We start from the raw sequence: 25,528 nt of genomic DNA on the forward strand, positions 1-25,528 counted from the left end.
ATCGTGACGCACCAAAAACCCGCTATTCTGGTCATGCTGGATCGCCACCTGGGTAACTTTCTGGTCGCCAGCCCTGTCCTCGCCCACATCGCCCGGCACAATCCCACTAGATCCGTAATCAACGACTCGTTCCAGGCACTGGCCCGACGCATTCCCGGGTTTCCTGAGCCCTGTGCCCGCTTTCCTTCAAGGGCGGCCCCCCGGTGGCAACGGGCCACGGCCTTTCTGTCGGCATTGCGCACCATCCGTGCCCACCAGCCGGAGTGGCTGGCCGACTTCGGCGGCAGTAACTCCGGCGCCCTGCTCAGCGGCCTGTCCGGCGCCCCGATGCGCATCTGCCGTAAGCGCGCACCGCGCGCATGGCTCTACAACCGGCTCGCCGATTTCCCACCCCCCGAGGCCCACCGCATCGCCTACTACGGTGCGTTGGCGGAGGCCGCCGGGTTCGAGGGGCCCTGGGGCAGACCGGAGGTCGTGGCCACGGCGGAGGATCTGCACCGGTTCGAACAACTGCGCCTGCCCGACCTCGCACAGATCGTCTGCCTCCACGTGGCCGGCGGCAAATCGTACAAACACTGGCCGGTGGAGCGCTATGCCGCGCTCAGCGACTGGCTGAGCGACCAGGGGCTGAGCCCGGCGCTGGTGGGGGCCGCGCCGGATCGCGCGGCGGCCGACCGGATGCTGGCACACTGCACCCGGCCACCGTTGGATCTGGTTGCGCGGCTGGAACTGGGCCCACTGATTGCGCTCTTCCAGCGTTGCGGGCTGTTCGTGGGCAACGACAGCGGCCCCATGCATCTGGCCGCCGCAGCCGGGGCCCCGATCGTAGCCCTCTTCGGCCCCACGGACCCTCGCCGGTGGGGGCCCCTCTCGGAGCGGGCGGTGATTGTCCGCGGCACCGAGCCTGTGCCCCCGGGCGAGGGCAAGAAATCCTTTGCCGATGGCCGGCGCATGGACAGCATCACTGTCGAGCAAGTACGCTCCGCGGTCGTTGAACAGTTGACGCTCGCACCTGGAGGCCGGTGAACGTAACCATGAATGACCTGCCACTAGCAGGCCGCCGTATCGGTTTTCTTCTCGAGCACCCCGTGACCGTGGGCGCGGACGTCCAGGAACAGATGGCGGCCTGCCGGCGGCTGGGTGCCCATGTCACCGCCTGCTTTTTGTCCGGGACACCCTCCGAGTTCCCCGGCCACGGCTCAAGCGCTGATGACTTGACGGGCCTGAATCTGCCCGTGGAGGCGATCTCTGGCCATCGTATCGGCGCAGCGCGACGACTGCGCCATCTGCTCAGGAAACGGCCGCTCGACACCCTCGTTTGCGATCAGTACAAGGCCATCAGCACCGCAGCATTGGCCACGTTCTTCCCACACGCCGAGGCACCCGCCATTGTTGCTCTCCTTCGCGGCTATCACGCGGTGTCCTCACCCAGCCGGCGGCGGTTCTACCGGCTGTTCGGGCGGCACATCCGCGCTTTTATCACGCTCAGCGCAGCGCAACAGCAACAAATCCGGAACCTGCTGACCTGGTTCCCCCCGGATCGCATCCACGTCGTCCCGGTCCACCTCGACCTGGACCGGCTGGCCGGTGCCATGTTGCCGGCGAACGAGGCCCGCCGACAACTGTGCCTGCCCGGGTCGGCCGTGCTATTCGGCTGCATTTCGCGCCTGCACCCCAGTAAGCGGGTCATGGACCTCGTTGAGGCCACCAGGCTATTGCGGGAACGAGGCGTGGAATTCCACTTGGTCATTATCGGTGGCGGTAAGCAGGAGGATGCGCTGAGAAAACGCATCGCGGAAGCCGACCTTGACGGCACCGTCCGGCTGACCGGGCGCCTGGAGTCGGCGCACCGCTATATGCCCGCCTTTGATGCCTTCATCCTGCCCTCCCCCTGCGAATCCTTCGGACGGGTGTTCCTGGAGGCCCACGCCGCCAAGACCCCCATTATCGCGGCCGATGGTGCTGCCGCTCCCGAGGTGGCCGGTCCCGCCGCGCTCCTCTTTCAGCCCACGAATGCGGCAGACCTCGCCGACAGGATGCTCGAATTCATGGCGCAAGGGCCTGAGGAGCAACTGAACGCAGGACAGATTGGGGAGGAGTACGCCAGGCGGCATTTCAGCCAGGAAGCTCTGGACCGGCATTTGCAAAAGGCCCTGGAAAAAAAAGGATTACTGGCGGAATCCCGAGACCCTGGCGCTCATCGGTGAATTCAGGGACGTTCCGGTATCAGGGCGATGAGCCGGTCCACCGCCTCGGGCGTGCCATTGGCGTAAGCCCGTTCCGCCCCATTGGCCAAGATCCGGGCTTGGCGGTCGGGGTCGGCATGCAGTGCCTCCACGGCACTCGCGATGCCCTCGTCGTCCGCGTCCGCCGGCACGATCCGGCCTTGCGCCGCCAGGTTTTCGATGCGCTGGGGCTGGTCGTTGCCGCCAGCGGCCACCCCCACACAGGGCACCCGGGCCGACAACACCTGCTGAATCATGCTGCCCCCGCCACTCACCGCCAACCGGGCACGGGCCACCAGGGCCACGAACACCTCCGAGGGCACCGACCGCAATTCCAACCGACCCGGCTGATCACTCAGGCGGTGAGAACTGAGGGGCCCGGCCACAAACACGACAGGCACTCCGGTCCGGGCGTGGAACAGACGCGCCGCCCGCTGGAAGATCTCGCTGGACGGTCGTCCGCCCACGGAGGTCCCGCCACCGCCGGAACAAAAAAAGACATACCCGTCCGCCCCGGGCGCCAGGCGCCGGAGCAGGGTATCCGCGGCCTGCTGGTCGGGCAGCGGCATCAGGGCTGAGAAGAACCGGATCGCCGTGCGGCTCCCCGCCGCCATGAGCCGGCAACGCTCACCGAACGTCAGGCGCAGGTCTCCGGGATCGCCCACCAGCCAGTGTTCATCCAGCAAACGCAAGTGCTTGCGGGCAAAACCCAGCCGGCGCGTGCGCGGGCGCCAGCTGACATAGACGGTGCGGGCGCCCACAGACCGCGCCGCCCTAAGCATCCAAGGCCTCAGGGTGCTGTCGAACACCACGACCTGCGGCCGCAACTGCTGGATAAGGTTGCTGAGCCGGTTCGGATTCCGCTTGGGCGTCCCCTCGAGCTCATGGACGCGGATAAAGGCGGGGCGCTCCACCCGGGCGCTCCGGTTGACCACGAACTGCAGCGACCAATCCGGGCACCGTTGCGACAGGCCCTTCGCAAGGGTCAACAGCCGGTAATACTCACCGGAGCCCTCGCGCCCACTGATCGGCACGAACAGGACGACCGGACTCGCTACTTCCTCAACCATGACACCTCGAATTCATCCAGAGCGGGATCGACTCACCCTGGCACCCGGGCCTTCCGTCTGCCCCCTTTGCCGCTGCAGAAGTTCCCGACCGGCGAGCGCACCCATGGGCAACCACAAGGCCACCCAGATATGCGGATGGATACGGGTAATGATCTGGTGGCCATCGACGCCCAGCGGCACCAGGCCCGCCACCAGCAGGGCAACAGCCAGGATGGCACCAGGCGAGCGGTCATCGCGGTCCCAGTACGCGATCCGGAGCGCCAACCCATACAGGGCCACCAGCAGGGCACCCCCCAGTACTCCACCCGCCATTAGGGTCATCAACCACAGATTGTGCGGGCTGATATGGATTCGGTCACCATAGGTGATGGAGGTGTCACTGGCCAGGCCCGCCCCGAACCAGGGCGCCTCGGCGATGCGCGCCAGGGCGACCTGCCAGATCCCGATACGTTGGGCATCCGCGCGTTCGATCAACCCGCGCCCTCCCCATTCCACCGTCTCGACCGCCACCAGAGCGGCCGAGGCGACCACCAGGAAAAGCGCCAGGGTTTTCCAGTAACGGAGGCGCAAGAGCAGGAAGACTGACACCAACGCGGCCCCCAGAATCAGCCCGCGGCTCTGGGCCAACAGCAGGAACGCCCCGGCACACATCAGAGGCACCGCGGCGACAACCCGCCAGCGGGGTGATCGGTCCGACAACACAAAGCACAGGGCGAAGGTGAACGCCAGCAGGAATCCAACCGCGTCCGGGTTCGGATTGGTGTGGTAATAGACGAGGTTCGACAGCCGCGCAGCGGGAAACGGATGCGCCTGATAATAATGGTAAACAGAGTAGAAAAAGACGATGCAGGCAGCCAGGCCTAAAAACCAGAAAAGGCGCTCCGCCCATTGCTCATCGCGGGCCACCATGTAAGCCGTGGCCAGGACCGCTGCGAAAATAATGAGCCCGTAGCGCAACTTGCTACCAAAGAGCGCCCACGACGCATCCGGACTCCAGCTCACCGATAACAACAGATAGCCCAGGAACAACCCCAGACACTGGATAACCCGGCTGCTGAGCAGCCACTGAAACTGCTGCCGGCCCAGGACCATAAGGAAGGGCAGAAAGACGAGAAAATACAGGCTGTCCCGGTGCACCCGGGTGCTCCAGGCAAAAATAAACCCTGCCCAGAACAGAGCGAGCCCCCAGGAGACCCAATGGGTCTCCTTCGCAAGCCGGCGCCACCGCTGACCGTCAAAGAAAACCTGGAGGCGATGGACGGGCAGGCTCAGAACCGCCATCAGACCTGATCGCTGCGGGCACACACGGATGCAGGCCGGTCCGCGTCAGCTATCCAGCGTGGCGTCATCTCGTAACGCCTTCACCCAGGGCTTACTGAACAGGTCATGCACCCTGCGCTCCGCCTTGTCCTCATGCTTGGAACCCGTCCTCGGCCGCCGCGCCGCCACCGCCGCGGTACCATGAGCGATGTGCACCACGTTGCGGTACATCTCGGGCACCGGGATCATGCGCACATTCAGGCCCGCGTCCCAGATCTGCTTTGCCGTGGAATAGCCGCCCCCCTGACCGTGGATGGCCCGAAAGGTGATGTCGTGGTCCAGGATCAGCCGGCGGCGAAACATGGCGCAGTAGTCGCGGGGGTAATCCCCCTGGCGCCAGCGGTAGACCTTCTTGCTGCCGAACAGGGACTTGATGCGGGTGCGGATGACATGGCCCACCTTCTTCTGGAAGGTGTAGAGCGGATGCTCCAGGTTCAGCTTCCAGGCCCCCACCCCGGCCGTACGCTCATCGCCCTTGTCGAACTCCCGGAAGAAGGGATCGAGCCAACGGTCGCTCTTCACGAAGACGTCCGAGTGCATGACCATGAAGTAATCGCCCGTCGCCTCGCGGATACCCAGATCCCAGGATGTAAAAACATTGTCCGGGAAGTTGTGGAAGCCCTCCTCCGGACGCTCGATCAGGCGGATCCAGGGCAGCGAGCGCAGCCAGTCCAGGCTGTCGTCCTTGGAGCCGTTGTCGACGACGATGACCTCGAGATTGTAGCCCTGCGAGTGCTTGCGGATGGAGCGCAGGCAGATCTGCATCAGCTCTTTGACTTCCCAGTGAGGGATACAGAGGGTCACCTTGCGGTCGGCGTAGGGTTGTGTCATCGGTGGTCTCGATCTCGCTCCGGTTCTGCAGGCTGTCAACGCGACAGCAGTTGGTCGAAATACTCGATGGTCCGGCGCAGGCCCTCATCCAGCGCCGTTACCGGGGCCCAGTCGAGTTCGGCACGGGCGCGGCTGATGTCCGGGCAGCGCTGGCGCGGATCGTCCTGGGGCAGTGGCCGGAAGACCAGCCGGGACTTTGAGCCCGTGAGCTCAATCACCCGCTCGGCCAGCGCCCGGATGGTGAACTCCACCGGATTGCCCAGATTGATGGGACCGGTCACCTCGGGTGGGGTGGCCATGAGCCGGGCCAGGCCGTCCACCAGGTCGTCCACGTAACAGAATGAGCGGCTTTGCCGACCTTCTCCGTAGACGGTGATCGGTTCGCCGCTCAGGGCCTGCACGATGAAATTGGAGACCACCCGGCCGTCATGCGGGTGCATACGCGGCCCGTAGGTATTGAAGATCCGGGCCACCTTGATCTCCAGCGCATGCTGTTTGTAGTAGTCGAAAAACAGCGTCTCTGCACAGCGCTTGCCTTCATCGTAGCAGGAACGCGGCCCGATCGGATTAACGCTGCCGACGTAGGACTCCGGCTGCGGGTGCACGCTGGGGTCGCCATACACCTCGCTGGTGGAGGCCTGCAGGATCCGCGCCTTGAGCCGTTTGGCCAGGCCCAACATATTGATGGCGCCATGGACGCTGGTCTTGGTGGTCTGCACCGGATCGTGCTGATAGTGCACCGGTGAGGCCGGACAGGCGAGGTTGTAGATCTCCTCCACCTCCAGATAGAGAGGGAAGGTGATATCGTGCCGGATCGCCTCGAACTCCGGGTAATCCCGCAGGTGGGCGATGGACTGCTTGGTGCCGGTGAAAAAGTTGTCGACACACAGTACCTCATGCCCCTCCGCGAGCAACCGCTCGCACAGATGCGAACCGATAAAGCCAGCGCCCCCTGTGACCAATACCCGCTTGCGCAATGGGTCTCTCATGCGCCGCCCTCCCTCCAATCGATACCGGCGATCGTGCGCCCCGCCCGGGGTCTGCAAAGGGACCGGCGCCTTGGGCTGACGGACAACGCGATCCCGCGCGGATGTTATCATGGCGCGCGCGGCGGACGCCGCGCGACGCCGGCGGACTGCGGCAGGTCTCACACAACCGCCACCGACAAGGATCACCCATGCACTCAGGCACCACTCCCAAGCGCGGGGCCGCGCGGTCATGAGCAAAGGGCACAGCGACCATCCCAGCGCCGGCGAGTCCTGGCACCTGTATAAGCGCATTTTCGGCTTTATCAAGCCCTACTGGCGGCTGGGCGTGCTGGCCATCGTCTGTATGGTGCTGGCGGCGGCCGGTCAGGCGGCCTTTGCCTGGATCATCCAGCCGCTGGTGGACGGCACCTTCATCGAGCAGGACCCAGGCGCCCGGCTCTGGGTACCGGCGACCCTGGTCGGCATCTTCCTCTTCCACGGCGTCACCACCTTCGCCTCCGACTATACCGTGGCCTGGGTCGGCCGGCGGGTGGTCAAGGACGTGCGCCAGGCGGTCTTCGAGCAGTACCTTCGGCTGCCCACCAGCTATTTCGACAAGAACTCCCCCGGCACCCTGCTGGCCAAACTGACCTATAACGTCAATCAGATCAGTGCGGCGGCCTCCAAGGCGGTGGTCGTACTGGTGCGCGACACCTTCACGGTGATCTTCCTGCTGGCCTATATGACCTACCTCAGCGGCTGGCTGGTGATGATCGTCTTCGGTTTGGGCCCGCTGGTGGCCGTGGTGGTGACCGCAGCCAACAAGCGCTTCCGCAAGCTGAGCCGGCGCATGCAGGCCTCGGTGGGGGAGTACGCCCAGATCGCCGAGGACGGGATCCGCGGACAGGCTGAGGTCAAGATCTTCGGTGGCCAGCGTTACGAGGCGGAGCGCTTCGACCGGACCAACACCCGCCACCACCGGCAGCTCATGCGCTACAAGGCGGTGCAGGCGGCCAGCCAGCCGCTGGCGCAACTGGGCGCAGTGATCGCCCTGGCCATTATCCTCTACCTGGCGACCATGGACGTGATCCTGGAGACCATCAGCCCCGGGGGCATGATCTCGTTCATCGCCGCCATGCTGCTGATGCTGCCGCCGCTGAAACGGGTGATCGGGGTGAACGCCGAGATCCAGAAAGCGTTGGCCGCCGGGGAGAGCGTCTTCGAGGTGCTGGACGCCCCGCCGGAACCCGACCACGGGCAGCGCCCGCTGGAGCGGGCCCGGGGCCTGATCGAGTTCGACCGGGTGGCCTTCCGCTACCCGGAATCCGAGGACTGGGTGCTTCGGGACATCAACCTGTCCATCCAGCCCGGCGAGACGGTGGCCCTGGTGGGCCGCTCGGGCAGCGGTAAGACCACCCTGGCCAGCCTGCTGCCGCGCTTTTACGACCCGCAGCGGGGCGAGATCCGACTGGACGGCCACCCGCTGGCGGAATACCGGCTGCAGGCGCTGCGCTCGCAGATGTCTCTGGTCAACCAGCAGGTGGTGCTGTTCAACGACTCCCTGGCCAACAACATCGCCTACGGCCTGAGCGAGCGGCCGACAGCGGCGCAACTGCAGGCCGCGGCCCGTGCCGCCAATGCCCTGGAGTTCATCGAGGAGCTGCCGGAGGGCTTCGACACCGTCATTGGCGAGAACGGCGTCATGCTCTCCGGGGGGCAGCGCCAGCGCATCGCCATCGCCCGGGCCCTGCTCAAGGATGCGCCCATTCTGATCCTCGACGAGGCGACCTCCGCCCTGGACTCGGAATCGGAAAAGCGCATCCAGGAGGCGCTGGAGAAACTGATGCGCGGCCGGACCACCCTGGTCATCGCCCACCGGCTGTCCACCATCGAGGACGCCGACCGAATCGTGGTGCTCGATGCCGGCCGGGTGGTGGAGACCGGGACCCACCGGGAGCTGCTGGACCACAACGGGCACTACGCCTCGTTGCACCGTGTCCAGTTCAACGGTCCGTCCTGAGGGGCGGATCCGCCCTTCACACCGGTCGGCTACGGGCGCCAGTCCCGCGGCAGGGTCTGCTCAATGGCCGCCGCAGTGATGAACAGCCGTCGCAGGTCCTTACTGGTGTGGCGGAACAGGCGCCCGGGCCGGCGCTCGATGGCGCGCAGGGTCGCCTGGGCCCGCACCAGGCACGCCACCATACGCTCATCGGGTGCATGGCCGGCGAGGTAGGCCTCCAGGGCATGCCGGCAAAGTCCGGTGGTCTCCCCTGCGCTCAGCTGTCGGAAGGCCGTGATCGAGTGGATAAGCAGGTAGAGATCGATCACTTGGCGGGCGGCCAATGGCATGACCTCGTCCAGCGGCTCTTCGAAGTCGATCCGGACCAGCCGCTCCCCCTCCCCGGCCAGCAGGTAATTCCGCAACTGTGCCCCACCGTGCCAGTGACCGGCACCATGAAAGCGACCCAGGTCCCCGGCGACCCGGGCGATTACCGGTCGAAGCGCGTCAAGGCCCGCATGGCGGATGCGCCGCCACAAGGGCGCGCCCCCGTCTTCCAACACCAGGAAACCCTCGCCGACCTGCGCTACCGCCGGTACCACCTCCCCCGCCCGGTGCAGGCGCTGAAGACGGCCGGCCTCGTAGTGGAGCTGGCGATCACCACCGATCCGCAGGGGCGTCCGCGGCAGCCAGTAACCGAGCAGGATTCGTCCCAGCAGTGCACCGCCCCAGGCCCGAGCGCGCCCGCGACCTGGGACTGCCTGTTTGACCACCCAGCGACGCCCGCCCTGCTGGACAGAAAAGACCCGCCCCCGCGCCCTCCTCGCCGCCGCCCGGAGGTGGTCAAGGGTGGGTACGGCTTCGAAAGTGGGGGCGATTCCTGACATCGGCATAACGGGGCTGTGACCGTATTATGAACGTCCGAGTCTATCTCATGCGGCCCACCGTCACAGCCCCTGATGCGCCGCCGCTGGTATACTTGCGCGCCTGAACCGCAATCCCCGTTGGCATGGCAAAACAACGCAACGACAATCCGGCCCATCCCGGCAACTGGGGCCACGCCCTGGGCCTGGCACTGCTCTGGCTGATCGGCCGTATGCCGCCCCGACTGGCCCTGGGGCTGGGCGCCGGGCTCGGCGCCCTGGGCTATCGCCTGGCCCGGGCACGGAGGCTGATCGTCCGCCGCAACCTGGAGCTCTGCTTTCCGGAGCAGGACCCGGCGCCCCGAGAGGCGCTGGTGCGGGCCAATTTCCGCTACACCGGGCGCGGCCTGGCGGAGTTGGCCCTGTCCTGGTTCGGCGGCCCCCGGGTGGACCGGCTACCACTGGCCGTGGAGGGCCTGGAGCACCTGCGCGCGGCGCAGGCTGATGGCTCGCCGGTGATCCTCCTCTCGGGCCACTTCACCACCGTGGAGATCTGCGGCCGACTCCTGCGCCGGCACTCGGAGATGGCGGTGATCTACAAACCCATGGACAAGCGCCCGCTGGCGGACCGCACCATGCGTGAGGGCAGAGAGCGGGCCATCGGCCCCGCGCTCTCTAAGGACGACCTGCGCGGCATCGTGCGCACCCTGCGCAAAGGGCTACCCGTCTGGTACGCCGGCGACCAGAACTACCGCAGCCGCCAGAATGTCTTCGCGCCCTTTTTCGGCATTCCCGCCGCCACCGTCACCGGGCTCTCCCGGCTGGCGCGGTTGAGCAAGGCGCGGGTGGTGCCGGTCTTCTACCACGCCCGCGAGGACGGCCCCGGCTACCGGGTGGTCTTCAAGCCGGCGCTGGAAGGGTTCCCGTCGGGGGATGACCAGGCCGATGCGGAGCGGATGAACCGCATCATCGAGGAGGCGGTGCGCGCCCACCCGGCACAGTACTTCTGGGCCCACCGCCGCTTCAAGAGCCAGCCCGATGGCGACGTGGACATGTACCCGGGCGTCAAAGACCACCGCCGCGAGCGACGCCGCCGTCGCGCCCGCCAGCAGCAACAGTGAACCCGCCATGGCCCGAGCCGAACTGCCGCTGACCACACCGCCCCGCTCGCTCTGCATCCTGCGCTTTTCCGCGCTGGGGGACGTCACCCACATGACCCCGGTGGTGCGTACCCTGCAGCGGGAATGGCCGGAGACCCGCCTGACCTGGATCGTCGGCAAGGCCGAACACACCCTGGTGGGGGATATCCCCGGTGTGGACTTCGCGGTCTTCGACAAGGCCGCTGGCTGGGCCGGTTATCGGGACCTGTGGCGGCAACTGCGCGGACAGCGGTTCGACGTGCTGCTGCACAACCAGTTCGCCCTGCGGGCCAATATCGCCAGCCTGGGCATCCGCGCGGACCTGCGGCTGGGTTACGACCGGGCCCGCTCCCGGGACCTGCACGGGCTGTTCATCAACGCCCGCATCCCGCCCCACCCGGGCCAGCACGTCATCGACATCTACTTCAGTTTCATCGAAACCCTGGGGCTCCGGCGCCGGCACATGGTCTGGGACATTCCCGTGCCGGAGGCGGCCGAGGCCCGTGCCCGGGCACTGACCCCGGACGACACCCCCACGCTCGTGATCAGCCCCTGCTCCAGCCACGCCCTGCGCAACTGGACGGTGGCGGGCTGCGCCCGGGTCGCGGATCACGCCGCACGCCGCCACGGACTGCGCGTGCTGATCACCGGCGGCCCCTCTGAGGTGGAGCGGGAGACGGGCGCGGCCATCGCCGCGCAGGCAGAAACGGCGCCGGAGAACCTGGTGGGCCAGACCTCCATCAAGGAGATGCTCGCCCTGTTGGGCCGCGCCACGGCGGTGGTGAGCCCCGATTCCGGCCCGGCGCACATGGCCAACGCCATGGGCACGCCCGTGATCGGGCTCTACGCCTGCACTAACCCCGGTCGGGCGCGGCCCTATTACAGCGGCCAGTGGTGCGTTGATCGCTATGACGAGGCCTCAAGGCGGGAGCTGGGCAGGCCCGCCAGCGAGATCCGCTGGGGCACCAAGATCGAGCGCCCGGGTGTGATGGCGCTGATCACCCCGGAGGACGTGATCGAACGGCTGGATGCCCTGATGGCCGCCGGTGCCCCGCGCGCCATTCCGCCGGAGACCTGAGGGCGGGCCGCTATCGAGGACGGGCACCCTCGTAGCCGGCCAGCAGTGCCGAGAAGCAGGCCTCGGAATAGACCCAACGCTCGCGGATGCGCAGGCGTTTCTCCAGGTCCCGTTTTAACCGCTGCAGGTTGGCCTGGCGCCAGTCGGTCGCGGACTCCGGCCGGTGCTCGCCCCGGTCCCAGTCGATGATCCAGACCTCGCCCTTGGGGTCGATGAGGATGTTGCGGCTGTTCAGATCCGGATGCCAGTGGCCGGCGTCGTGGAAGCGGCGGATACAGGCCCCCACCGCCCGCCAAGTGGCCTCGCTGACCCCTTGCCCGCCCAGGTTCTCATCCAGCGACCGGGCGCCGGGCACCCGGACGGTGATCAGGTCCGCGGTGTAGGTGGGCCCCAGCCGCACCACTCGCCCGGCCACGGGGCGTGGCACCGGCAGGCCCTCGTCATAGAGGCGGGCGGTGTAGTGCCACTCCTGCCAGGGCCGGGTCTCCTGCAGGCCCTGCCAGAGGTAGCGATCCCCCAGGGCCCGGGCAATAGTCCCGCCCCGCAAGTAGTGGCGCAGCACCCATTGCGGCGGCTCATCGCGCGAGCCTTCCCCGGGCCGTCCTCCGGCGGCGTCAGGCACACGGAAGAAGACCACGCTGCCCCGCCCGCCACCGCGGCCGGTCACCAGGCTGCGCCGTTCCAGCTCCGCCGGGTCGAACCACCAGTGGGCGGGCGGCTGCGCCAGGGCCGTATCGTGGAGCACGCGGACCCGGCCCTCGCGCCAGTGCCGCCCCTCCATCAGGCGGCCTGGCCGGCCTGCTCCAGCACCTGCCAGGGGGAGCGCTCGGGCAGGTGACAGGCCTCCGGCTTAACGTAGTAGGTGGCCACCAGCGCATGCTGACCGGCAAGCGCCGCGTGGCTCACCAGGTCGGTGAACACACACCAGCTGTGGAAGGGCTCGAAGGCCAACTGCACGCCCCGATCGGGGTCATTCTGGTAGTCGTCGCTGTCCTTCATCCAGTTATGCATCCGGCGCATGGCCCGGTCGTAGGGCGAGGTGTCGCCCACCACCTGAAGCTGCGGCAGGCCCAGGGCGGACAGCCCGCGCAGGGCACCGCTCCAGGCCCGCTCGGCCACGCCCTGGCGCAGCGAGGGGGCCGGCGCAATGCCGGCGGCCCCACCGTAGGCCTGGTAGAGCTCACGGAATTGCTCGGCGATCCGCCAGATGCGCGCCTCGTCCGGGTTGATGTTGGTGAAAAAGCGCAGCGGCCGCCAGCCGTGGGTGGCACCGGCCGGAAAGGCGTCCACGTGCAGCAGCTCGTTGTTGGAGTGGCGCTTGATCACCCGGCCCTTCTCCTGCACCGGCCGGAAGTTGACCTTGCGCGGGCTCCAGCTGGTGGCATAGCCGGGCAGCATCCGACCCAGGAAGGCGTTCACCGTACGGCTGTGCTCGCGCAGGATGCGCAGCACCTGCTCGCCGGCATCACCCTCGTTCTTCATGCCGCTGATGTAGTCACCGTGGGGGTGATAGCTGATGTTCTTCAGCTTGATCAGCCGGCCCACCTCGCTGCGCAGGAAGTGCAGGTCCTCCTCGCTGGGCAGGGGCAGCCGCCCCGGCTCGAACAGCAGGATGTTGCCCTCCTCCAGGGTCCGCTCCAGGCGGTCGCCGGGGTGCTCGTACTCCTCGGCGGTGACGCGATGCAGGGGCTGGTCGCTCATGGCTTGTTCTCCGGATCAGCTGGGCATGACCGCGGGGGCGTCCGCCACCGCGTCCAGGTAGTTGCGCACGCCGGTCTCGATATCGTTGAAGGCCAGGTCACAGCCGGCGGCACGCAGCTGGCTGAGGTCGGCCTGGGTATAGCTCTGGTAGCGCCCCTTCAGGTGTTCCGGGAAGGGGATGTACTCGATCTCGCCGTGACCGAACCAGTCGATCACGGCATGGGCCATGGCGTTGAAGGTGCGTGCCCGCCCGGTACCGCAGTTGTAGATCCCGCTGACCTCCGGGTGGTCCAGCAGCCAGAGCTTGAGCCGCACGCAGTCGCTCACGTCGACGAAGTCCCGGCGCTGCTCGCCGTCGGCGTACCCGTCACTGCCCTCGAACAGCCGCACCTGGCCGCTCTCCCGCAGCTGCCGGCTGAAGTGGTGGACCACACTGGCCATGCCCCCCTTGTGCTGCTCGCGCGGCCCGTAGACGTTGAAATAACGCAGGCCCACCACCTGGGCGGACAGGTCGTCCAGGTACCGCCGCAGGTACTGGTCGAAGGCCAACTTAGAGTAGCCGTAGACGTTCAACGGCCGCTCGTGCTCCGGGTGTTCGGTGAACACCGAGTTGCCGCCATAGACCGCCGCCGAGGAGGCGTAGATGAAGGGGATGCGCCGGTCCTGGCACCAGTGGAACAGCGCCCGGGAGTACTCGAAGTTGTTGCGCATCATGTAGCGCCCATCCCACTCGGTGGTGGCGGAACAGGCCCCCAGGTGGAAGACGGCCTCCACCGGCCCCAGGCCTTCGTCGGCCTCGATCAGGGTGATGAAGTCGTCCTTGTCGTAGTAGTCGGCGATCACGCAGTCGGCCAGGTTGAGCGCCTTCTCGCCCCGGGTGAGGTTGTCCACCACGATGACGTCGGTGCGCCCACGCCGGTTGAGCTCGTGGACCAGATTGCTGCCGATGAAGCCGGCTCCGCCGGTAACGATGATCACTGTACTGCTCCTGCCATTGGGATATTGAAGGCATTGTAAGCGGGGTACCCGGCGGGGAAAAGCAGCCGCCGGGGCCGGCGCTCAGGTGTCGGGGGCGGACTGCATGCGCTCGATCATCGCCGAGGTGGAGCAGCCGTCGAGGAAGTCGAGGATCTCCACCCGGCCGCCGTGGGCCACCACGGCATCGTGGCCGGCGATCGCCTCGGGTTGGTAGTCGCCCCCCTTGACCAGCACATCGGGCAGCACCGCGCCGATCACCCGCGCCGGGGTGTCCTCGCTGAAGGGCACCACCCAGTCCACCGAGGCCAGCCCGGCCAATACCGCCATGCGCTGTTGCACGGGGTTGATCGGGCGCCCCTCGCCCTTCAACCGGCGCACCGAGGCGTCGTCGTTCACCGCCACAATGAGCCGGTCGCCCCGGCTGCGCGCCTGCTCCAGGTAGGCCACATGGCCGGCGTGGAGTAGATCGAAGCAGCCGTTGGTCATGACGATACGCTCGCCGTGGGCGCGGGCATCGGCCACCGCGTGCAGCAGCTCCGGCTCGGTGAGCACGCCGCGCCCGCTCTGCTCCTGCTCCTGCAGCGCCCGGCGCAGTTCCGCCACGCTGACCGTGGCGGTGCCCAACTTGCCCACCACGATGCCGGCGGCGAGATTGGCCAGCGCCATGGCCTGGGGCAGGGCGAGCCCGGTGGCCAGGCCGGTGGCCAGGGTCGCGATCACCGTATCGCCGGCGCCGGTGACATCGAAGACTTCCCGCGCCCGCGCCGCCAGGTGTACCGGCGCCTCGCCCGGGCGCACCAGGCTCATGCCGTCCTCGCCGCGGGTGACCAGCAGCGCCTCGATGCCACACTCCCGGGCCAGGGCCTCGCCGCGCCGGACCAGGGTGTCCTCGTCCGCGCAGCGGCCGACCACCGCCTCGAACTCCGCCAGGTTGGGGGTGATCAGGGTGGCGCCGCGGTAGATGGAGAAATCCCGCCCCTTGGGGTCGGCCAGCACCGGCACCCCGGCCTCGCGTGCCGCCTCGATCAGCGGCCGGGGGTCGCGCAACGCCCCCTTGGCGTAATCCGAGAGCACCACCGCACCGCAACCGGCGAGCAACGGGCGGTACTGGGGCAACAGGTCGCGGGCGTGGGCCCCTGGGAAACCATCCTCGAAGTCCAGCCGGATAAGCTGCTGGTGGCGGCTGATCACCCGCAGCTTGGTGATGGTGGCCGCCCCGGGCTGGCGGCGGAAGTGGCAGGCCACCCCGGCGTTCTCGAGCAGGGAGGCCAGTTCGTTGGCGGCCTCGTCCTGGCCGGTGATGCCCACCAGCTCGGGCTGCCCGCCCAGGGCGGCCACGTTGAGCGCCACGTTGCCGGCGCCACCGGGGCGCTGCTCGATATCGCGCACGTGCACCACCGGCACCGGCGCCTCGGGGGAGATGCGGTCGGTACCGCCGTGCCAGTAGCGGTCCAGCATCAGGTCACCGGCCACCAGCACGCGGGCCTGGTCGAAGGGAGGGAGGGTGATTTTCATGGATCGCCAATAATAGCCTGCCTCTGCGTGGACAGGCAGTATAACGGCATTGGGCGGGGGTTAGGGACGGTTTACGGTCGCCCGTCAGGCCGCCGCCGTCTCCTGGCTCTCGGCCCGCGAGGCCACCAGTACCGTGGCCTCGCCCACCACCACCACGCGCCCCTTCACCGTGCAGACGGTCTCCAGCGTCGCCCGGCGGCGTTCGACGTCCAGGGCGCGCACGGTGGCGGTGGCCTTAACGGTGTCACCGATACGCACCGGCGCCTTGAACTTGATGAACTGGTCCAGGTAAATCGCCCCCGGTCCCGGCAGGCGGGTGCCGAGCACGCAGGAGATAAGCCCCGCCAGGAACATCCCATGCACGATGCGGCCGCGGGCGAAGGTGTTGGAGGCGAACTCCTCGTTGATATGCACCGGGTTGTTGTCACCCGACAGGCCGGCGTAGAGCACCACATCGGTCTCGGTGACCGTCTTGGCGTAGGAGCCGGACATGCCCTCTTCCAGGTCCTCGATGTAGTAACCCTGATACTCGTCCAACATCATCTCAGGCACCTCAGAATGCGTGGTAAGACCAACGGTCATGATGCACTGCACAATGCACCATGGCGTCAGTCTTTGCAAGGCCCGCACGGTGCCCGGCGCGCCCCCGATCAGCCATCCGGGCTCAGACCGAGCCAGGGGCGGAGCCGGGCCAGGTCCAGATGCCGCCCGCAGGTCTCGGCAAGGCGGTCCAGGTCCGCCTCGCGGCGGCTGTCGTAACTCACCGCTCTGCCCCGCGCGCGCCAGCCCATGGCTGCCAGCAGCGCACGGCGGGCGTCGGGCTCGTCCAACAGCCCGTGCACATAGCTGCCCATCACCTGGCCGTCCGCCGACACGGCACCCTCCGCGCGCCCATCCGGTTCCACCCGCAGCAGCGGACGGGCACAACCGGGACCGGCGGTGACGCCGTTGTGAATCTCGTAACCCCGCCAGCGCGCCTGCGGGTTCCCGACCAGATCACCTGCCACCTGGCGGAGCTGCTTGTCCGGCGCAAGCACGGTGTCCACATCCAGCCACCCCAAACCCCGTAGACTGCCGGCCGGGCCCTCCACGCCGCCAGGATCGGCGATCCGCCGGCCCAGCATCTGATAGCCGCCGCACAGCCCCAGCACGTGACCGCCATAGCGCAGGTGCCGGGAGATGACCTCCGCCCAGCCCTGCTCGCGCAGCCAGGCAAGGTCGGCGCGCACGCTTTTGCTGCCCGGCAGCACGATCAGGTCCGCCGGGGGCGGCGGCTGCCCGGGCCCGACGAAGGTCACCGACACCCCCGGCTCCAGGCGCAGGGGGTCCAGATCGTTGTGGTTGCTGATCCGGGGCAGGGCCGGCACCACCACGTGAAACCCTGTGCCTCCCGCGCCGCCCCCATCGCCGGGCGCAATGCTGTCCTCCGCATCCAGCAATAGCCCCCGCACCCAGGGCAGCACCCCGAACACCGGCTTTCCGGTGCGCCGTTCCAGCCAGTCCAGGCCCGGCTGCAGTAACGCCGAATCACCCCGGAAGCGGTTGATGATAAAGCCGCAGACCCGCGCCCGCTCACTCTCCGAGAGCAGCGCCAGCGTGCCGACAATCTGCGCGAAGACCCCGCCACGGTCGATGTCCGCCACCAGGATGACGGGGCAGTCCACCGCCTCGGCGAACCCCATGTTGGCGATATCGCCCTCGCGCAGGTTGATCTCCGCCGGTGAGCCCGCGCCCTCGGCCAGCACCAGGGCGTGGCGGGCGGCCAGCCGGGCATGGGCCCCAAGCGCCGCCTCCCGGGCCACCGCCTTGTAGCGCTGATAGCCAACGGCATCCCGGTGGCCGATGGCCCGGCCATTGACGATCACCTGCGCCCCCCGGTCGCTCTCCGGCTTGAGCAGCACCGGATTCATGTCGGTATGGGGCGCCAGGCCGCAGGCGCGGGCCTGGAGGGCCTGGGAGCGGCCGATCTCGCCGCCGTCGTCAGTCACTGCCGCGTTCAGCGCCATGTTCTGCGGCTTGAAGGGGGCCACGTCCACCCCCCGCCGGTGCAGCAGCCGGCACAGCCCCGCGACCACCGTGGTCTTGCCGGCGTCCGAGGTGGTGCCCTGGATCATCACGGTGTGCCCCGAGACCGGGCTGTCCGTCGCGGCCGGTCCGGCCGGGCCAGCGCCCCCGTCAGTCATTGCACCGGCCCCCCGAGCAGTTCCGCCGTGGCCTCGGGACTGGAGGGGAAGTAGTGATGCTGGTAGCCGGCCACCACGCTGCCCCGGCGGTAGACCGCCTCGCCCTTCCCGCCGCGCAGCCGCTCGCAGTGAAACCAGGGGGTGAGCGCCACCTCCGCCTGGCTGTGGTGGAAGGTGTGACCGCGCAGCCCACCGGACGGGTAGTCGGCGCGCTGCAGGCCCAGGGCCGTCAGTCGCGGGCGCATCCAGGCGCGGCCCGGCAGCAGTCCGGCCATGGGCGCGGCGTGACCCTCCCCATCCACCAGTTCCTCCAGCAGATAGAGAAAGCCGCCGCACTCGGCCAGCAGCGGTCGCTCCGCCGCCACGTGGACGGCCAGTGCCCGATGCATGGCGTGGTTGCGCGACAGCGCCTCCAGGTGCAGCTCCGGATAGCCGCCAGGCAGCCAGACGGCGTCCACCGCCGGCAGCGCCTCGTCGTGCAGGGGCGAAAACCAGGTCACCTCCGCCCCCAGGGCCCGCAGGCCGTCCACATTGGCCGGATAGATGAAGGAGAAGGCCTCGTCCCGGGCGATGCCGATGCGCCGGCCGGCCAACAGCCCCGGTGTGGGCACCTCCGGCTCGGGTCGGAAGGCCACGGGGGGCGGCAACGCCCCGGCCCCGGTCTTACCCATGGCCGCGGCCACCTCGTCCAGCCGGCCGTCCAGGTCGTCCACCTCCTCCGGCTGGCAAAGGCCGAGGTGGCGGTCGGGGAACTGCGCCGCGGGCGAGCGCGGCAGGGCACCGAACCAGGTCATGCCCGCGGGCAGGCTCTCCCGCAGCAGCCGGGTGTGGCCCTCGCCGGCCACCCGGTTGGCCAGGACCCCTGCCACCGTCACGTCGGCCCGATATTCCGCCAGCCCGTAGGCCACCGCGCCGAAGGTCTGACCCATGGCCGAGGCGTCGATCAGCAGGCAGACGGGCACACCGAAGGCCTCGGCCAGGTCGGCGCTGGAGGGCACGCCGTCGTAGAGGCCCATGCTGCCCTCAATGAGAATCAGGTCCGCCTCGGCGGCCGCCTGGTAGAGCTGGCGACGGCTCTCCTGGCGCCCCACCATCCAGAGATCGATCTGGCGCACCGGGGCGCCGCTGGCGCGGGTGAGCATCAGCGGGTCGAGGAAATCCGGCCCCGTCTTGAAGACCCGCACCGTGCGGCCCTGATTGCGGTGATAGCGGGCCAGAGCTGCACAGACGGTGGTCTTGCCCTGGCCGGAGGCCGGGGCAGTGACCAGCATCGCGGGGCAATGGCGGGTCACAGCTCCACTCCCTTCTGGGCGCGGATGCCGGCCTCGAAGGCGTGTTTGACCCGCCCCATCTCGGTGACCGTATCGGCCGCATCCAGCAGGGCCGGCGGGGCATCACGGCCGGTGACCAGCACGTGCTGACGGGCCGGCCGGTCAGCCAGGTCGGCCAGCACCTGCTGAAGATCGAGGTACTCCCGTTTGAGCGCAATATTCAGCTCATCCAATAGCACCAGATCCACATCCGGATCGGAGAGCAGGTCCCGGCTCACGGCCCAGGCCGCCTCCGCGGCGCGGATATCGCGTGCCCGGTCCTGCGTCTCCCAGGTGAACCCCTCGCCCATCACGTGGTAGCGCACCCCCGGCTGCCGCCGGAAGAAGCGCTCCTCCCCGGTCTTGAACCGGCCCTTGATGAACTGCACCACGCCCACTTGCATGCCGTGGCCCAGGGCACGGGCGAGCATGCCGAAGCCGGAACTGGACTTGCCCTTGCCCGGCCCGGTGAGCACGAGCAGCACCCCCTTGCGCTTCCGGGCGGCCTTGATGCGGGCGTCCACCGCCTGCTTTTTCTCCGCCATACGGCGGGCGTGATCGCGGTTACTGGGATTGTCGGTCATCGCGGGTCTCGACGCCTGTGCCATTGGCATCACTGGGCGTAGTGGATGGAGACAAAGACGGCACGATCCGGTTGGTTATAGTCCACCTCGTTGGAACCGTCCCGGGCCGTCGCGTAATCCTTGTCCAGGGCATTGTCCAGCTTGGCCCGGACGGTCCAATGCGGATCGATGGCATAGCTGGCGCGCAGATGAAGGAGCCCATGACCGGCCAGGCGGTCATCGTTGGCCTTGTCGTTGAAGCTGCGCCCCCGGGCCAGGGCGGTGGCACCGAAGGCCCAGGCACCCAACTCCCGGTCCACGTCCAGCCGCACGGTGTGGTTGGGGCGGCGACGCAACTCCCGACCGGTGCCCTTGTCCTCTGTATCCAGAAAGGTGCCGGAGGCGCGCAGCCGCCAGGGCCCCTGGTGATAGCCGCCCTCCAGCTCCAGGCCTGTAATCCGGGCCTCGTCGACGTTGTCCGGCATCCATTGGCCGTTCACCGGCGCCCACTCGATGAGGTCGTCCACCTCGGTGCGGAACAGGGCGGCATCCCAGTAGAACGCTCCGCCGGCGTAACGCAACCCGGCCTCTGCGGTGGCGGACTCCTCCGGTTGCAGATCGGGGTTGCCCGAACCCGGCCAATAAAGATCGTTCAGGGTGGGGGCGTTGAAGGCGGTGCCGTAGGACAGCCGGCCCTGAAGGCGGTCATCGATCTCATAGCCCCAGGCCAACTGCCCGGTGGTGTGGCTGCCGTAGGCCTGGTTGTCGTCATAACGCAGACTGCCGGACACGTTGTGGCGCCCGAATCGGCCGGCCAGCACCTGGTAGGCCGCCTGGTTGTAGCGGCTGGTCTCGTCGTAATCGGTGGTGCCCGAGACGCGCTCCTCCTGCCAGTCCAGGCCGGCAGTCCAGGTGATGGTGCGGGTCAACACGAAGTCGTTCAGCCAGTGCGCCTGATCCCGCTTGGTGTCGTGGCGCGCGTCTAGCTCGCCCTCGTAGTAGGTGTCCTGTTCATCCCGGGCATGGGCGATGCTCAGTTCGGTGTGCCAGCGGTCGGTCACGTCGCCGCGGGCACCGATTCGTGTGGCCTGATGCACGAAATCGTGATGGGCGGACTCATCGTTGCCGAAAAAGTCCCGCCGATCGAACTCCGAACGCCCCTCGGAGCGCAGCCCGTTGGCGAACAGCTCCCAGCCGTTGGACAGCCGATGGCTGACCTTTCCGGAGAGGGAGCTGTTGCGGTACCCGTCGTCGTCGTCATCGCCGACGCCGTCCTGAACATCAATGCCGTCGGTGTGGAAATGACTACCGGAGAGGCGGTACCGGGTATCGGCGGTCCCACCGGCCACGCCCGCGCCGTATTCGTGGGTGCCGAAGCTACCGGCGCCGGCAAAGGCGTTCACCCGGGGCGGCCCCTCCCGCCCCTCACGGGTGAAGATCTGCACCACACCGCCGATGGCGTCGGCGCCGTAGATCGCCGAGCGCGGGCCGCGCACCACCTCGACCCGCTCGATCTCCGAGAGCGGCAGCACCTGCCAACTCGCCCCCCCCAAAGTGGCGGAGCCCATGCGCACCCCGTCGATCAGCAACACCGTGTGCCCCGAATCCGCCCCGCGGAGCCGCACGCTGCTGGCCTTGCCGAAGGGACCGTTGCTGCTCACGGTCACCCCCGCACGCCCGGCGAGCAGATCGGTGAACTGCTTGGGTTGCTGCCGATCGATTTCCTCACGGTCGATGACTGTGACCGAGGAGAGCGACTCATTCACCGTCTGCGCAGTGCGCGCCGGCGTCACCACGATGGGTGATAGCGGCCGCGCCTCCGCCGAGTCGGCCTGGGCGATGGCGGGAACGAGGGTTGCAACGACAAACAGGCTGGCGGCAGTGGCCACCAAAGGGGCGTATCGCGACATGGTTGAGCGGCTCCAGCTTCGGCCGTCCCGGTGGACGGACCATGACCTTCGGCCGCATCCCCCGCACGGCCACGGGTGCACACCGGCAGTCAGGTGGAGCAGGACAGGAGCGACAGGCGGGCGAGGCGAAGGGTACCGGCATCGGCCACGACTGCCCTCGGTCGCCCACCGCGACCCGGCATGCGCGACAGGCCGGTCTCCGGGCTGATGAGCCGGAGCGACGGGCGGTTGGCCCGGGGCTCAGAAGCGGCCGCCTTCCCATGCCCGAAGCGGTACGCTGGGGGACACAGTGGCGAGGGTGGCCGTTTGCGCTCAATCACCGTTGCGGGGGCAGCGCCGGAATGGGGACTGACAGGGCAGTCACCGCACCGGCTTCCCGTTTCATCCCGGGCGCGGATCGCGCTCCGGAACACCTGTCGCAGGGTCGATAAGCCTAGCGAGTCGCCCGGCGGGAGTCAAAACCGGGGCGGCATCAGCCAGCGCTGTTCGCGAGCACCGCCAGTAGCCCCAACAGGGCCGCCAGTTCCGCCACCTCGACGAGGGCACCGGCGGTATCGCCGGTGAAGCCATCGAGGCGGCGCATCATCAGGTGCTGGGCCCACACCCCCACCGCCACCACCCCCAGCACGGCCGCCAGCCCCGCCCAGCCGGCCAGCGCGGTAACGAAAAGCAGCGCACCCAGCGCCGTGAGCCCGATCCACCTTGTGGCGGGCGCCTCGGCGAGCGGTCCGGCTAGCCCCTGCTTGCGGGCGTAGGGCGTGCCCGCGATCAGCAACGCGGCCGCGGCACGCCCCAGCACCGGCGCGATCAACAGCGCGGCCAGCGCCGCATCCAGGCGCAGCAGGGCCGCCAGCGCCGCCACCTTGACCACCAGCGCCAGCGTGATCACCGCCACCGCCGCCGGTCCGCTGCGCGGGTCTTTCATGATCTCCAGGCTGCGCAGCCGGTCACCGTGGCCGCCCAACCAGGCGTCGGCGCTGTCACCCAAGCCGTCCAGATGCAGCAGGCCGGTAACCAGCGCCCAGGCAGCCACCAGCAGGGCCGCCTGAACCACGAACTGATCCGGAAAGAACCATTGCAGCAGGGCGTATAGGGCCAGCAGCAGGATGCCCAGAATCAGACCCACCACCGGATAGGCGGGCAGCGAGGCGGCGTGATCCTCACGCCGGGGCGGGCCCAGCCACCAAACCGGCAGCCGGGTGAGGAAGGCCAGGGCCAGCAGCAGGCCGCGCACCGCCGTGGTCATGGTCTCACCCCTCGTCCACCGCACAGCCGTGGGCCAGCAGGGTGGCGACCGGGTTGCCGTCGATCCAGTCCACCCGCAGGCGGGTCAGACAGGCGTAGGGCACGTGAATACGGCCGAGCAGGGGGGCCGGATCGAGACCCAGTGCCTCGGCCAGCAGCACCCGGATGGCCCCGCCATGGCAGACCACCAGCAGCCGTTCCCCCGGCGGCTCGTCCAGCCACCGGCGCCACCCCCTCGCCAGACGCCCATGCAGCGCATCCAGGGTCTCACCCCCCGGCGGTGGATGGCGGCGCGGGTCGCGCCAGAAGGCGGTGAGGCGGTCGCCCTGGGCCTCGAACAGGGCCGCGGGCTCCCAACCCTCCCATTCGCCGAAGTCGATCTCTCGGAAATCGGGCTCCAGGTACAACGGCAGGCCCTGGTGGGTGCTGTAGTCGCGGGCAAAGTCGGCACAGCGGCACAGCGGCGAGCTGATCACCGCATCCCAGGGGCCGGCAACAGCCACCGCCCGGCGCAGCTGCCGCCACCCGGTCGCGGACAGCGGATCGTCCAGGCGGCCGCGATACTTCCGGCCCCCTTCCGGCTCGCCGTGGCGCAGCAGGTCCACGAACAAGGGTTGCTGGTGCAAGGTCGTGCTCCCGGTCAGCAGGTTGGGCGCATAGGATACACTGCGGCCCATGCTCCAGACCGCCCCCATCCCCGATCCCCTGGCTGCCCTGCTGTTGGCGGTGGTGCTGGACCGCCTGCTGGGCGAGCCGCGCCGCTGGCACCCGCTGGTGGGCTTCGGGCGCGTTGCCGTCGCGCTGGAGCGGGGCCTGAACCGGGGCGGTGCGCGCCAGGTCAAGGGCGCGCTGGCCCTGGCGCTGCTGGTGCTGCCCCTGACCACGGCCCTGGCCTGGCTGGCCCAGGGGTCCTGGCTGATCAGCGCCGGCCTCCTTTACCTGGCGCTGGGGCTGCGCAGCCTGGACGAGCACGCCCGGGCCATACAGGCCCCACTGGAGGACGATCGGCTGGCATCGGCGCGGGAGGCGCTGGCGGGCGTGGTGAGCCGCGACACCGGGACGCTGGATGCGACCGGGGCCTCCGGCGCAGCGGTGGAGTCGGCGCTGGAGAACGGCGCCGACGCCGGTTTTGCCAGCCTGTTCTGGTTTCTGCTCGCCGGACCGGCCGGCGCGGTGGCCCATCGGCTGATCAACACCCTGGATGCCATGTGGGGTTACCGTACCGCCCGGTTCAACGCCTTCGGATGGACGGCGGCGCGCCTGGATGACCTGCTCAACTGGGTCCCCGCCCGGCTCACCGCGGCGGGGTACGCCCTGTGCGGCGACACCCGCCGGGCCCTGCACTGCTGGCGCGAGCAGGCCGGCCGCTGGGAGAGCCCCAACGCCGGCCCGGTGATGGCCGCGGGGGCTGGCGCCCTGGGGCTGCGGCTGGGTGGCCCCAGCCGTTACCGGGGCCGGCTGAAGGCGCGCCCGGTGCTGGGCCAAGGGCGGCCCGCCAACCCCGGCGACATCCGCCGCGCCACCCGCCTCGTGCAACGCACGCTGGTGCTCTGGCTGGTCCTGATCACCCTGGGAGGTATGGCATGGCACCTGACCACGGCGGCGGGCTGAGGGCGGCGGCGAGCGCGTGGGGCCGCCCCCCGGCCGACTGGCTGGATCTCTCCACCGGCATCAGCCCCTGGTCGTGGCCGGTCCCTGCGATACCCACCCCCGTCTGGCAGCGGTTGCCGGAGCCCGACGGGTTGCCGGACATTGCCCGCACCTGGGCCGGCGCGCCGGAGCAGGCCGGCTGCCTGCCGGTCCCCGGCACCCAGGCGGTCATTCAACGCCTGCCCCACTGCCTGCCGCCATCGCGGGTGGGCGTGCCGCACCCCGGCTACGCCGAACACGCCCATTGTTGGCGGCAGGCCGGCCACCACGTCATCCCCCTACCCCACGATTCGGTGGCACCGCCACTGGAGACGCTGGACGTGCTGGTCTGGATCAACCCCAACAACCCCACCGGCCGGCGCACCCCGGCGGGACGATTGGCGGCCTGGCACCGGCAACTGGCGGCCCGTAGCGGGTTGCTGGTGGTGGACGAGGCCTTCATCGATACCGAGCCAGTAGCCAGCCTGGCCACCCTCACCGGCTCGGAGGGCCTGCTGGTGCTGCGCTCGCTCGGCAAGTTCTTCGGTCTGGCCGGCCTGCGCGCCGGACTGGTCTTCGGCCCCCGCGCCCTCTGCGCCCGGCTGGACGCCGAGCTGGGCCCCTGGGCCGTCAGCCACCCCGCCCGCTGGGTGATGGCCCGCGCCCTGGCGGACCGGCCATGGCAGGTGGCACAGCGTTACCGTCTGGCCGGGGCGGCCCAACGGCTGGCCGATTGCCTGGCCCACCATGGCCTGCCGCCGGCGGGCGGCACCGGGCTGTTCCAGTACTGCCCCCACCCCCGGGCCGCCACCCTGCACGGGGCCCTGGCCGCCCGGGGCATCCTCACCCGACACTTCGCCGAGCCCTCGGCGCTCCGCTTCGGACTCCCCGGCCAGAGCCACGACTGGCGGCGGCTGGAGGCGGCGCTGCGGGCCGCCAGCCCGGACCGGGAAGGGGGCGAGCCCCTGCACCACGTTGACGGCCCCCGCGGCGATTGCTAG

23 protein-coding genes and 1 riboswitch are annotated in these 25,528 nt (G+C 69.0%); of the genes, 7 read left to right on the plus strand and 16 right to left on the minus strand.

Translation table 11 applies throughout. The features are described 5' to 3' along the window. Positions 1 to 3 precede the first annotated feature (3 nt). Together MLG_RS14145 and MLG_RS14970 are read left to right on the plus strand one after the other, a co-directional pair. On the plus strand, positions 4 to 1,026 hold the full coding sequence (locus tag MLG_RS14145) for a glycosyltransferase family 9 protein (RefSeq protein WP_232209265.1): 1,023 nt from the start codon (positions 4 to 6) through the stop codon (positions 1,024 to 1,026). Between the two features lie 8 nt (positions 1,027 to 1,034). After that, positions 1,035 to 2,207, plus strand: coding sequence for a glycosyltransferase (locus MLG_RS14970; RefSeq protein ID WP_011630531.1), 1,173 nt, complete (start codon positions 1,035 to 1,037; stop codon positions 2,205 to 2,207). A gap of 2 nt (positions 2,208 to 2,209) precedes the next feature. Here the strand turns inward: MLG_RS14970 and MLG_RS14155 are convergent, their stop codons facing one another. Genes MLG_RS14155 through MLG_RS14170 form a run of 4 tightly spaced genes read right to left on the minus strand, consistent with a single transcriptional unit; the run spans position 2,210 to position 6,435 of the window. After that, positions 2,210 to 3,295 (minus strand): hypothetical protein, encoded by a 1,086-nt coding sequence (locus tag MLG_RS14155; protein WP_011630532.1) that lies wholly within the window; start codon positions 3,293 to 3,295, stop codon positions 2,210 to 2,212. 12 nt (positions 3,296 to 3,307) lie between these two features. Beyond that, positions 3,308 to 4,576: an O-antigen ligase family protein gene (locus MLG_RS14160; RefSeq protein ID WP_011630533.1), complete on the minus strand. Its 1,269-nt coding sequence runs from the start codon at positions 4,574 to 4,576 to the stop codon at positions 3,308 to 3,310. A 45-nt stretch (positions 4,577 to 4,621) separates the two neighbouring features. Further along, positions 4,622 to 5,446 carry a glycosyltransferase family 2 protein gene (locus tag MLG_RS14165; protein ID WP_011630534.1) on the minus strand — a complete coding sequence of 275 codons (825 nt, stop codon included), beginning with the start codon at positions 5,444 to 5,446 and terminating at the stop codon, positions 4,622 to 4,624. 35 nt (positions 5,447 to 5,481) lie between these two features. Beyond that, positions 5,482 to 6,435, minus strand: coding sequence for a UDP-glucuronic acid decarboxylase family protein (locus tag MLG_RS14170; protein ID WP_011630535.1), 954 nt, complete (start codon positions 6,433 to 6,435; stop codon positions 5,482 to 5,484). 229 nt (positions 6,436 to 6,664) lie between these two features. Here MLG_RS14170 and msbA point away from each other — a divergent pair, with 229 nt between their 5' ends. Beyond that, positions 6,665 to 8,434 (plus strand): lipid A export permease/ATP-binding protein MsbA, encoded by a 1,770-nt coding sequence (gene msbA, locus MLG_RS14175; protein WP_011630536.1) that lies wholly within the window; start codon positions 6,665 to 6,667, stop codon positions 8,432 to 8,434. A gap of 29 nt (positions 8,435 to 8,463) precedes the next feature. On the opposite strand, the gene MLG_RS14180 is transcribed toward msbA, so the two are convergent. Further along, complete coding sequence (locus MLG_RS14180; RefSeq protein ID WP_232209266.1) at positions 8,464 to 9,186, minus strand: BUD32 family EKC/KEOPS complex subunit; 723 nt, start codon at positions 9,184 to 9,186, stop codon at positions 8,464 to 8,466. Positions 9,187 to 9,422: 236 nt separating this feature from the next. On the opposite strand from MLG_RS14180, the gene MLG_RS14185 reads away from it, so the two are divergent. Then, complete coding sequence (locus MLG_RS14185; protein ID WP_011630538.1) at positions 9,423 to 10,397, plus strand: LpxL/LpxP family acyltransferase; 975 nt, start codon at positions 9,423 to 9,425, stop codon at positions 10,395 to 10,397. A 7-nt stretch (positions 10,398 to 10,404) separates the two neighbouring features. Then, on the plus strand, positions 10,405 to 11,493 hold the full coding sequence (locus MLG_RS14190) for a glycosyltransferase family 9 protein (RefSeq protein ID WP_011630539.1): 1,089 nt from the start codon (positions 10,405 to 10,407) through the stop codon (positions 11,491 to 11,493). 10 nt (positions 11,494 to 11,503) lie between these two features. Here the strand turns inward: MLG_RS14190 and MLG_RS14195 are convergent, their stop codons facing one another. From MLG_RS14195 to MLG_RS14245, 11 genes are all read right to left on the minus strand, one after another. Next, complete coding sequence (locus MLG_RS14195) at positions 11,504 to 12,274, minus strand: 3-deoxy-D-manno-octulosonic acid kinase (protein ID WP_011630540.1); 771 nt, start codon at positions 12,272 to 12,274, stop codon at positions 11,504 to 11,506. Continuing rightward, positions 12,274 to 13,194, minus strand: coding sequence for a Kdo hydroxylase family protein (locus tag MLG_RS14200; protein WP_011630541.1), 921 nt, complete (start codon positions 13,192 to 13,194; stop codon positions 12,274 to 12,276). The genes MLG_RS14195 and MLG_RS14200 overlap by 1 nt, the downstream gene beginning before the upstream one ends. A 15-nt stretch (positions 13,195 to 13,209) precedes the next feature. Further along, complete coding sequence (gene rfaD / locus MLG_RS14205; RefSeq protein ID WP_011630542.1) at positions 13,210 to 14,172, minus strand: ADP-glyceromanno-heptose 6-epimerase; 963 nt, start codon at positions 14,170 to 14,172, stop codon at positions 13,210 to 13,212. A gap of 81 nt (positions 14,173 to 14,253) precedes the next feature. After that, on the minus strand, positions 14,254 to 15,687 hold the full coding sequence (gene hldE / locus MLG_RS14210; RefSeq protein WP_011630543.1) for a bifunctional D-glycero-beta-D-manno-heptose-7-phosphate kinase/D-glycero-beta-D-manno-heptose 1-phosphate adenylyltransferase HldE: 1,434 nt from the start codon (positions 15,685 to 15,687) through the stop codon (positions 14,254 to 14,256). 84 nt (positions 15,688 to 15,771) lie between these two features. Next, complete coding sequence (locus tag MLG_RS14215) at positions 15,772 to 16,230, minus strand: MaoC family dehydratase (protein WP_011630544.1); 459 nt, start codon at positions 16,228 to 16,230, stop codon at positions 15,772 to 15,774. A gap of 107 nt (positions 16,231 to 16,337) precedes the next feature. Beyond that, positions 16,338 to 17,870, minus strand: a complete 1,533-nt coding sequence (locus MLG_RS14220; protein WP_011630545.1) for a cobyric acid synthase — start codon at positions 17,868 to 17,870, stop codon at positions 16,338 to 16,340. Beyond that, positions 17,867 to 19,141, minus strand: coding sequence for a cobyrinate a,c-diamide synthase (locus MLG_RS14225; RefSeq protein ID WP_156774761.1), 1,275 nt, complete (start codon positions 19,139 to 19,141; stop codon positions 17,867 to 17,869). The genes MLG_RS14220 and MLG_RS14225 overlap by 4 nt, the downstream gene beginning before the upstream one ends. Positions 19,142 to 19,158: 17 nt before the next feature. Further along, positions 19,159 to 19,764 carry a cob(I)yrinic acid a,c-diamide adenosyltransferase gene (gene cobO, locus MLG_RS14230; RefSeq protein ID WP_041718095.1) on the minus strand — a complete coding sequence of 202 codons (606 nt, stop codon included), beginning with the start codon at positions 19,762 to 19,764 and terminating at the stop codon, positions 19,159 to 19,161. A gap of 29 nt (positions 19,765 to 19,793) precedes the next feature. Continuing rightward, positions 19,794 to 21,635, minus strand: coding sequence for a TonB-dependent receptor domain-containing protein (locus tag MLG_RS14235; RefSeq protein WP_408626112.1), 1,842 nt, complete (start codon positions 21,633 to 21,635; stop codon positions 19,794 to 19,796). A gap of 191 nt (positions 21,636 to 21,826) precedes the next feature. Beyond that, positions 21,827 to 22,085: riboswitch (cobalamin riboswitch) on the minus strand. A gap of 40 nt (positions 22,086 to 22,125) precedes the next feature. Continuing rightward, positions 22,126 to 22,899 carry an adenosylcobinamide-GDP ribazoletransferase gene (locus MLG_RS14240; protein WP_011630549.1) on the minus strand — a complete coding sequence of 258 codons (774 nt, stop codon included), beginning with the start codon at positions 22,897 to 22,899 and terminating at the stop codon, positions 22,126 to 22,128. Between the two features lie 4 nt (positions 22,900 to 22,903). Further along, positions 22,904 to 23,524: a histidine phosphatase family protein gene (locus MLG_RS14245; protein WP_011630550.1), complete on the minus strand. Its 621-nt coding sequence runs from the start codon at positions 23,522 to 23,524 to the stop codon at positions 22,904 to 22,906. Between the two features lie 49 nt (positions 23,525 to 23,573). On the opposite strand from MLG_RS14245, the gene cbiB reads away from it, so the two are divergent. Together cbiB and cobD are read left to right on the plus strand one after the other, a co-directional pair. Then, positions 23,574 to 24,509, plus strand: a complete 936-nt coding sequence (gene cbiB, locus MLG_RS14250; protein ID WP_011630551.1) for an adenosylcobinamide-phosphate synthase CbiB — start codon at positions 23,574 to 23,576, stop codon at positions 24,507 to 24,509. Further along, a complete protein-coding gene (gene cobD / locus MLG_RS14255; RefSeq protein ID WP_011630552.1) occupies positions 24,482 to 25,528 on the plus strand; it encodes a threonine-phosphate decarboxylase CobD in 1,047 nt (348 codons plus the stop codon). The genes cbiB and cobD overlap by 28 nt, the downstream gene beginning before the upstream one ends.

The sequence above is a fragment of the Alkalilimnicola ehrlichii MLHE-1 genome (genome assembly GCF_000014785.1).
In the GTDB taxonomy this organism is placed as follows: domain Bacteria; phylum Pseudomonadota; class Gammaproteobacteria; order Nitrococcales; family Halorhodospiraceae; genus Alkalilimnicola; species Alkalilimnicola ehrlichii.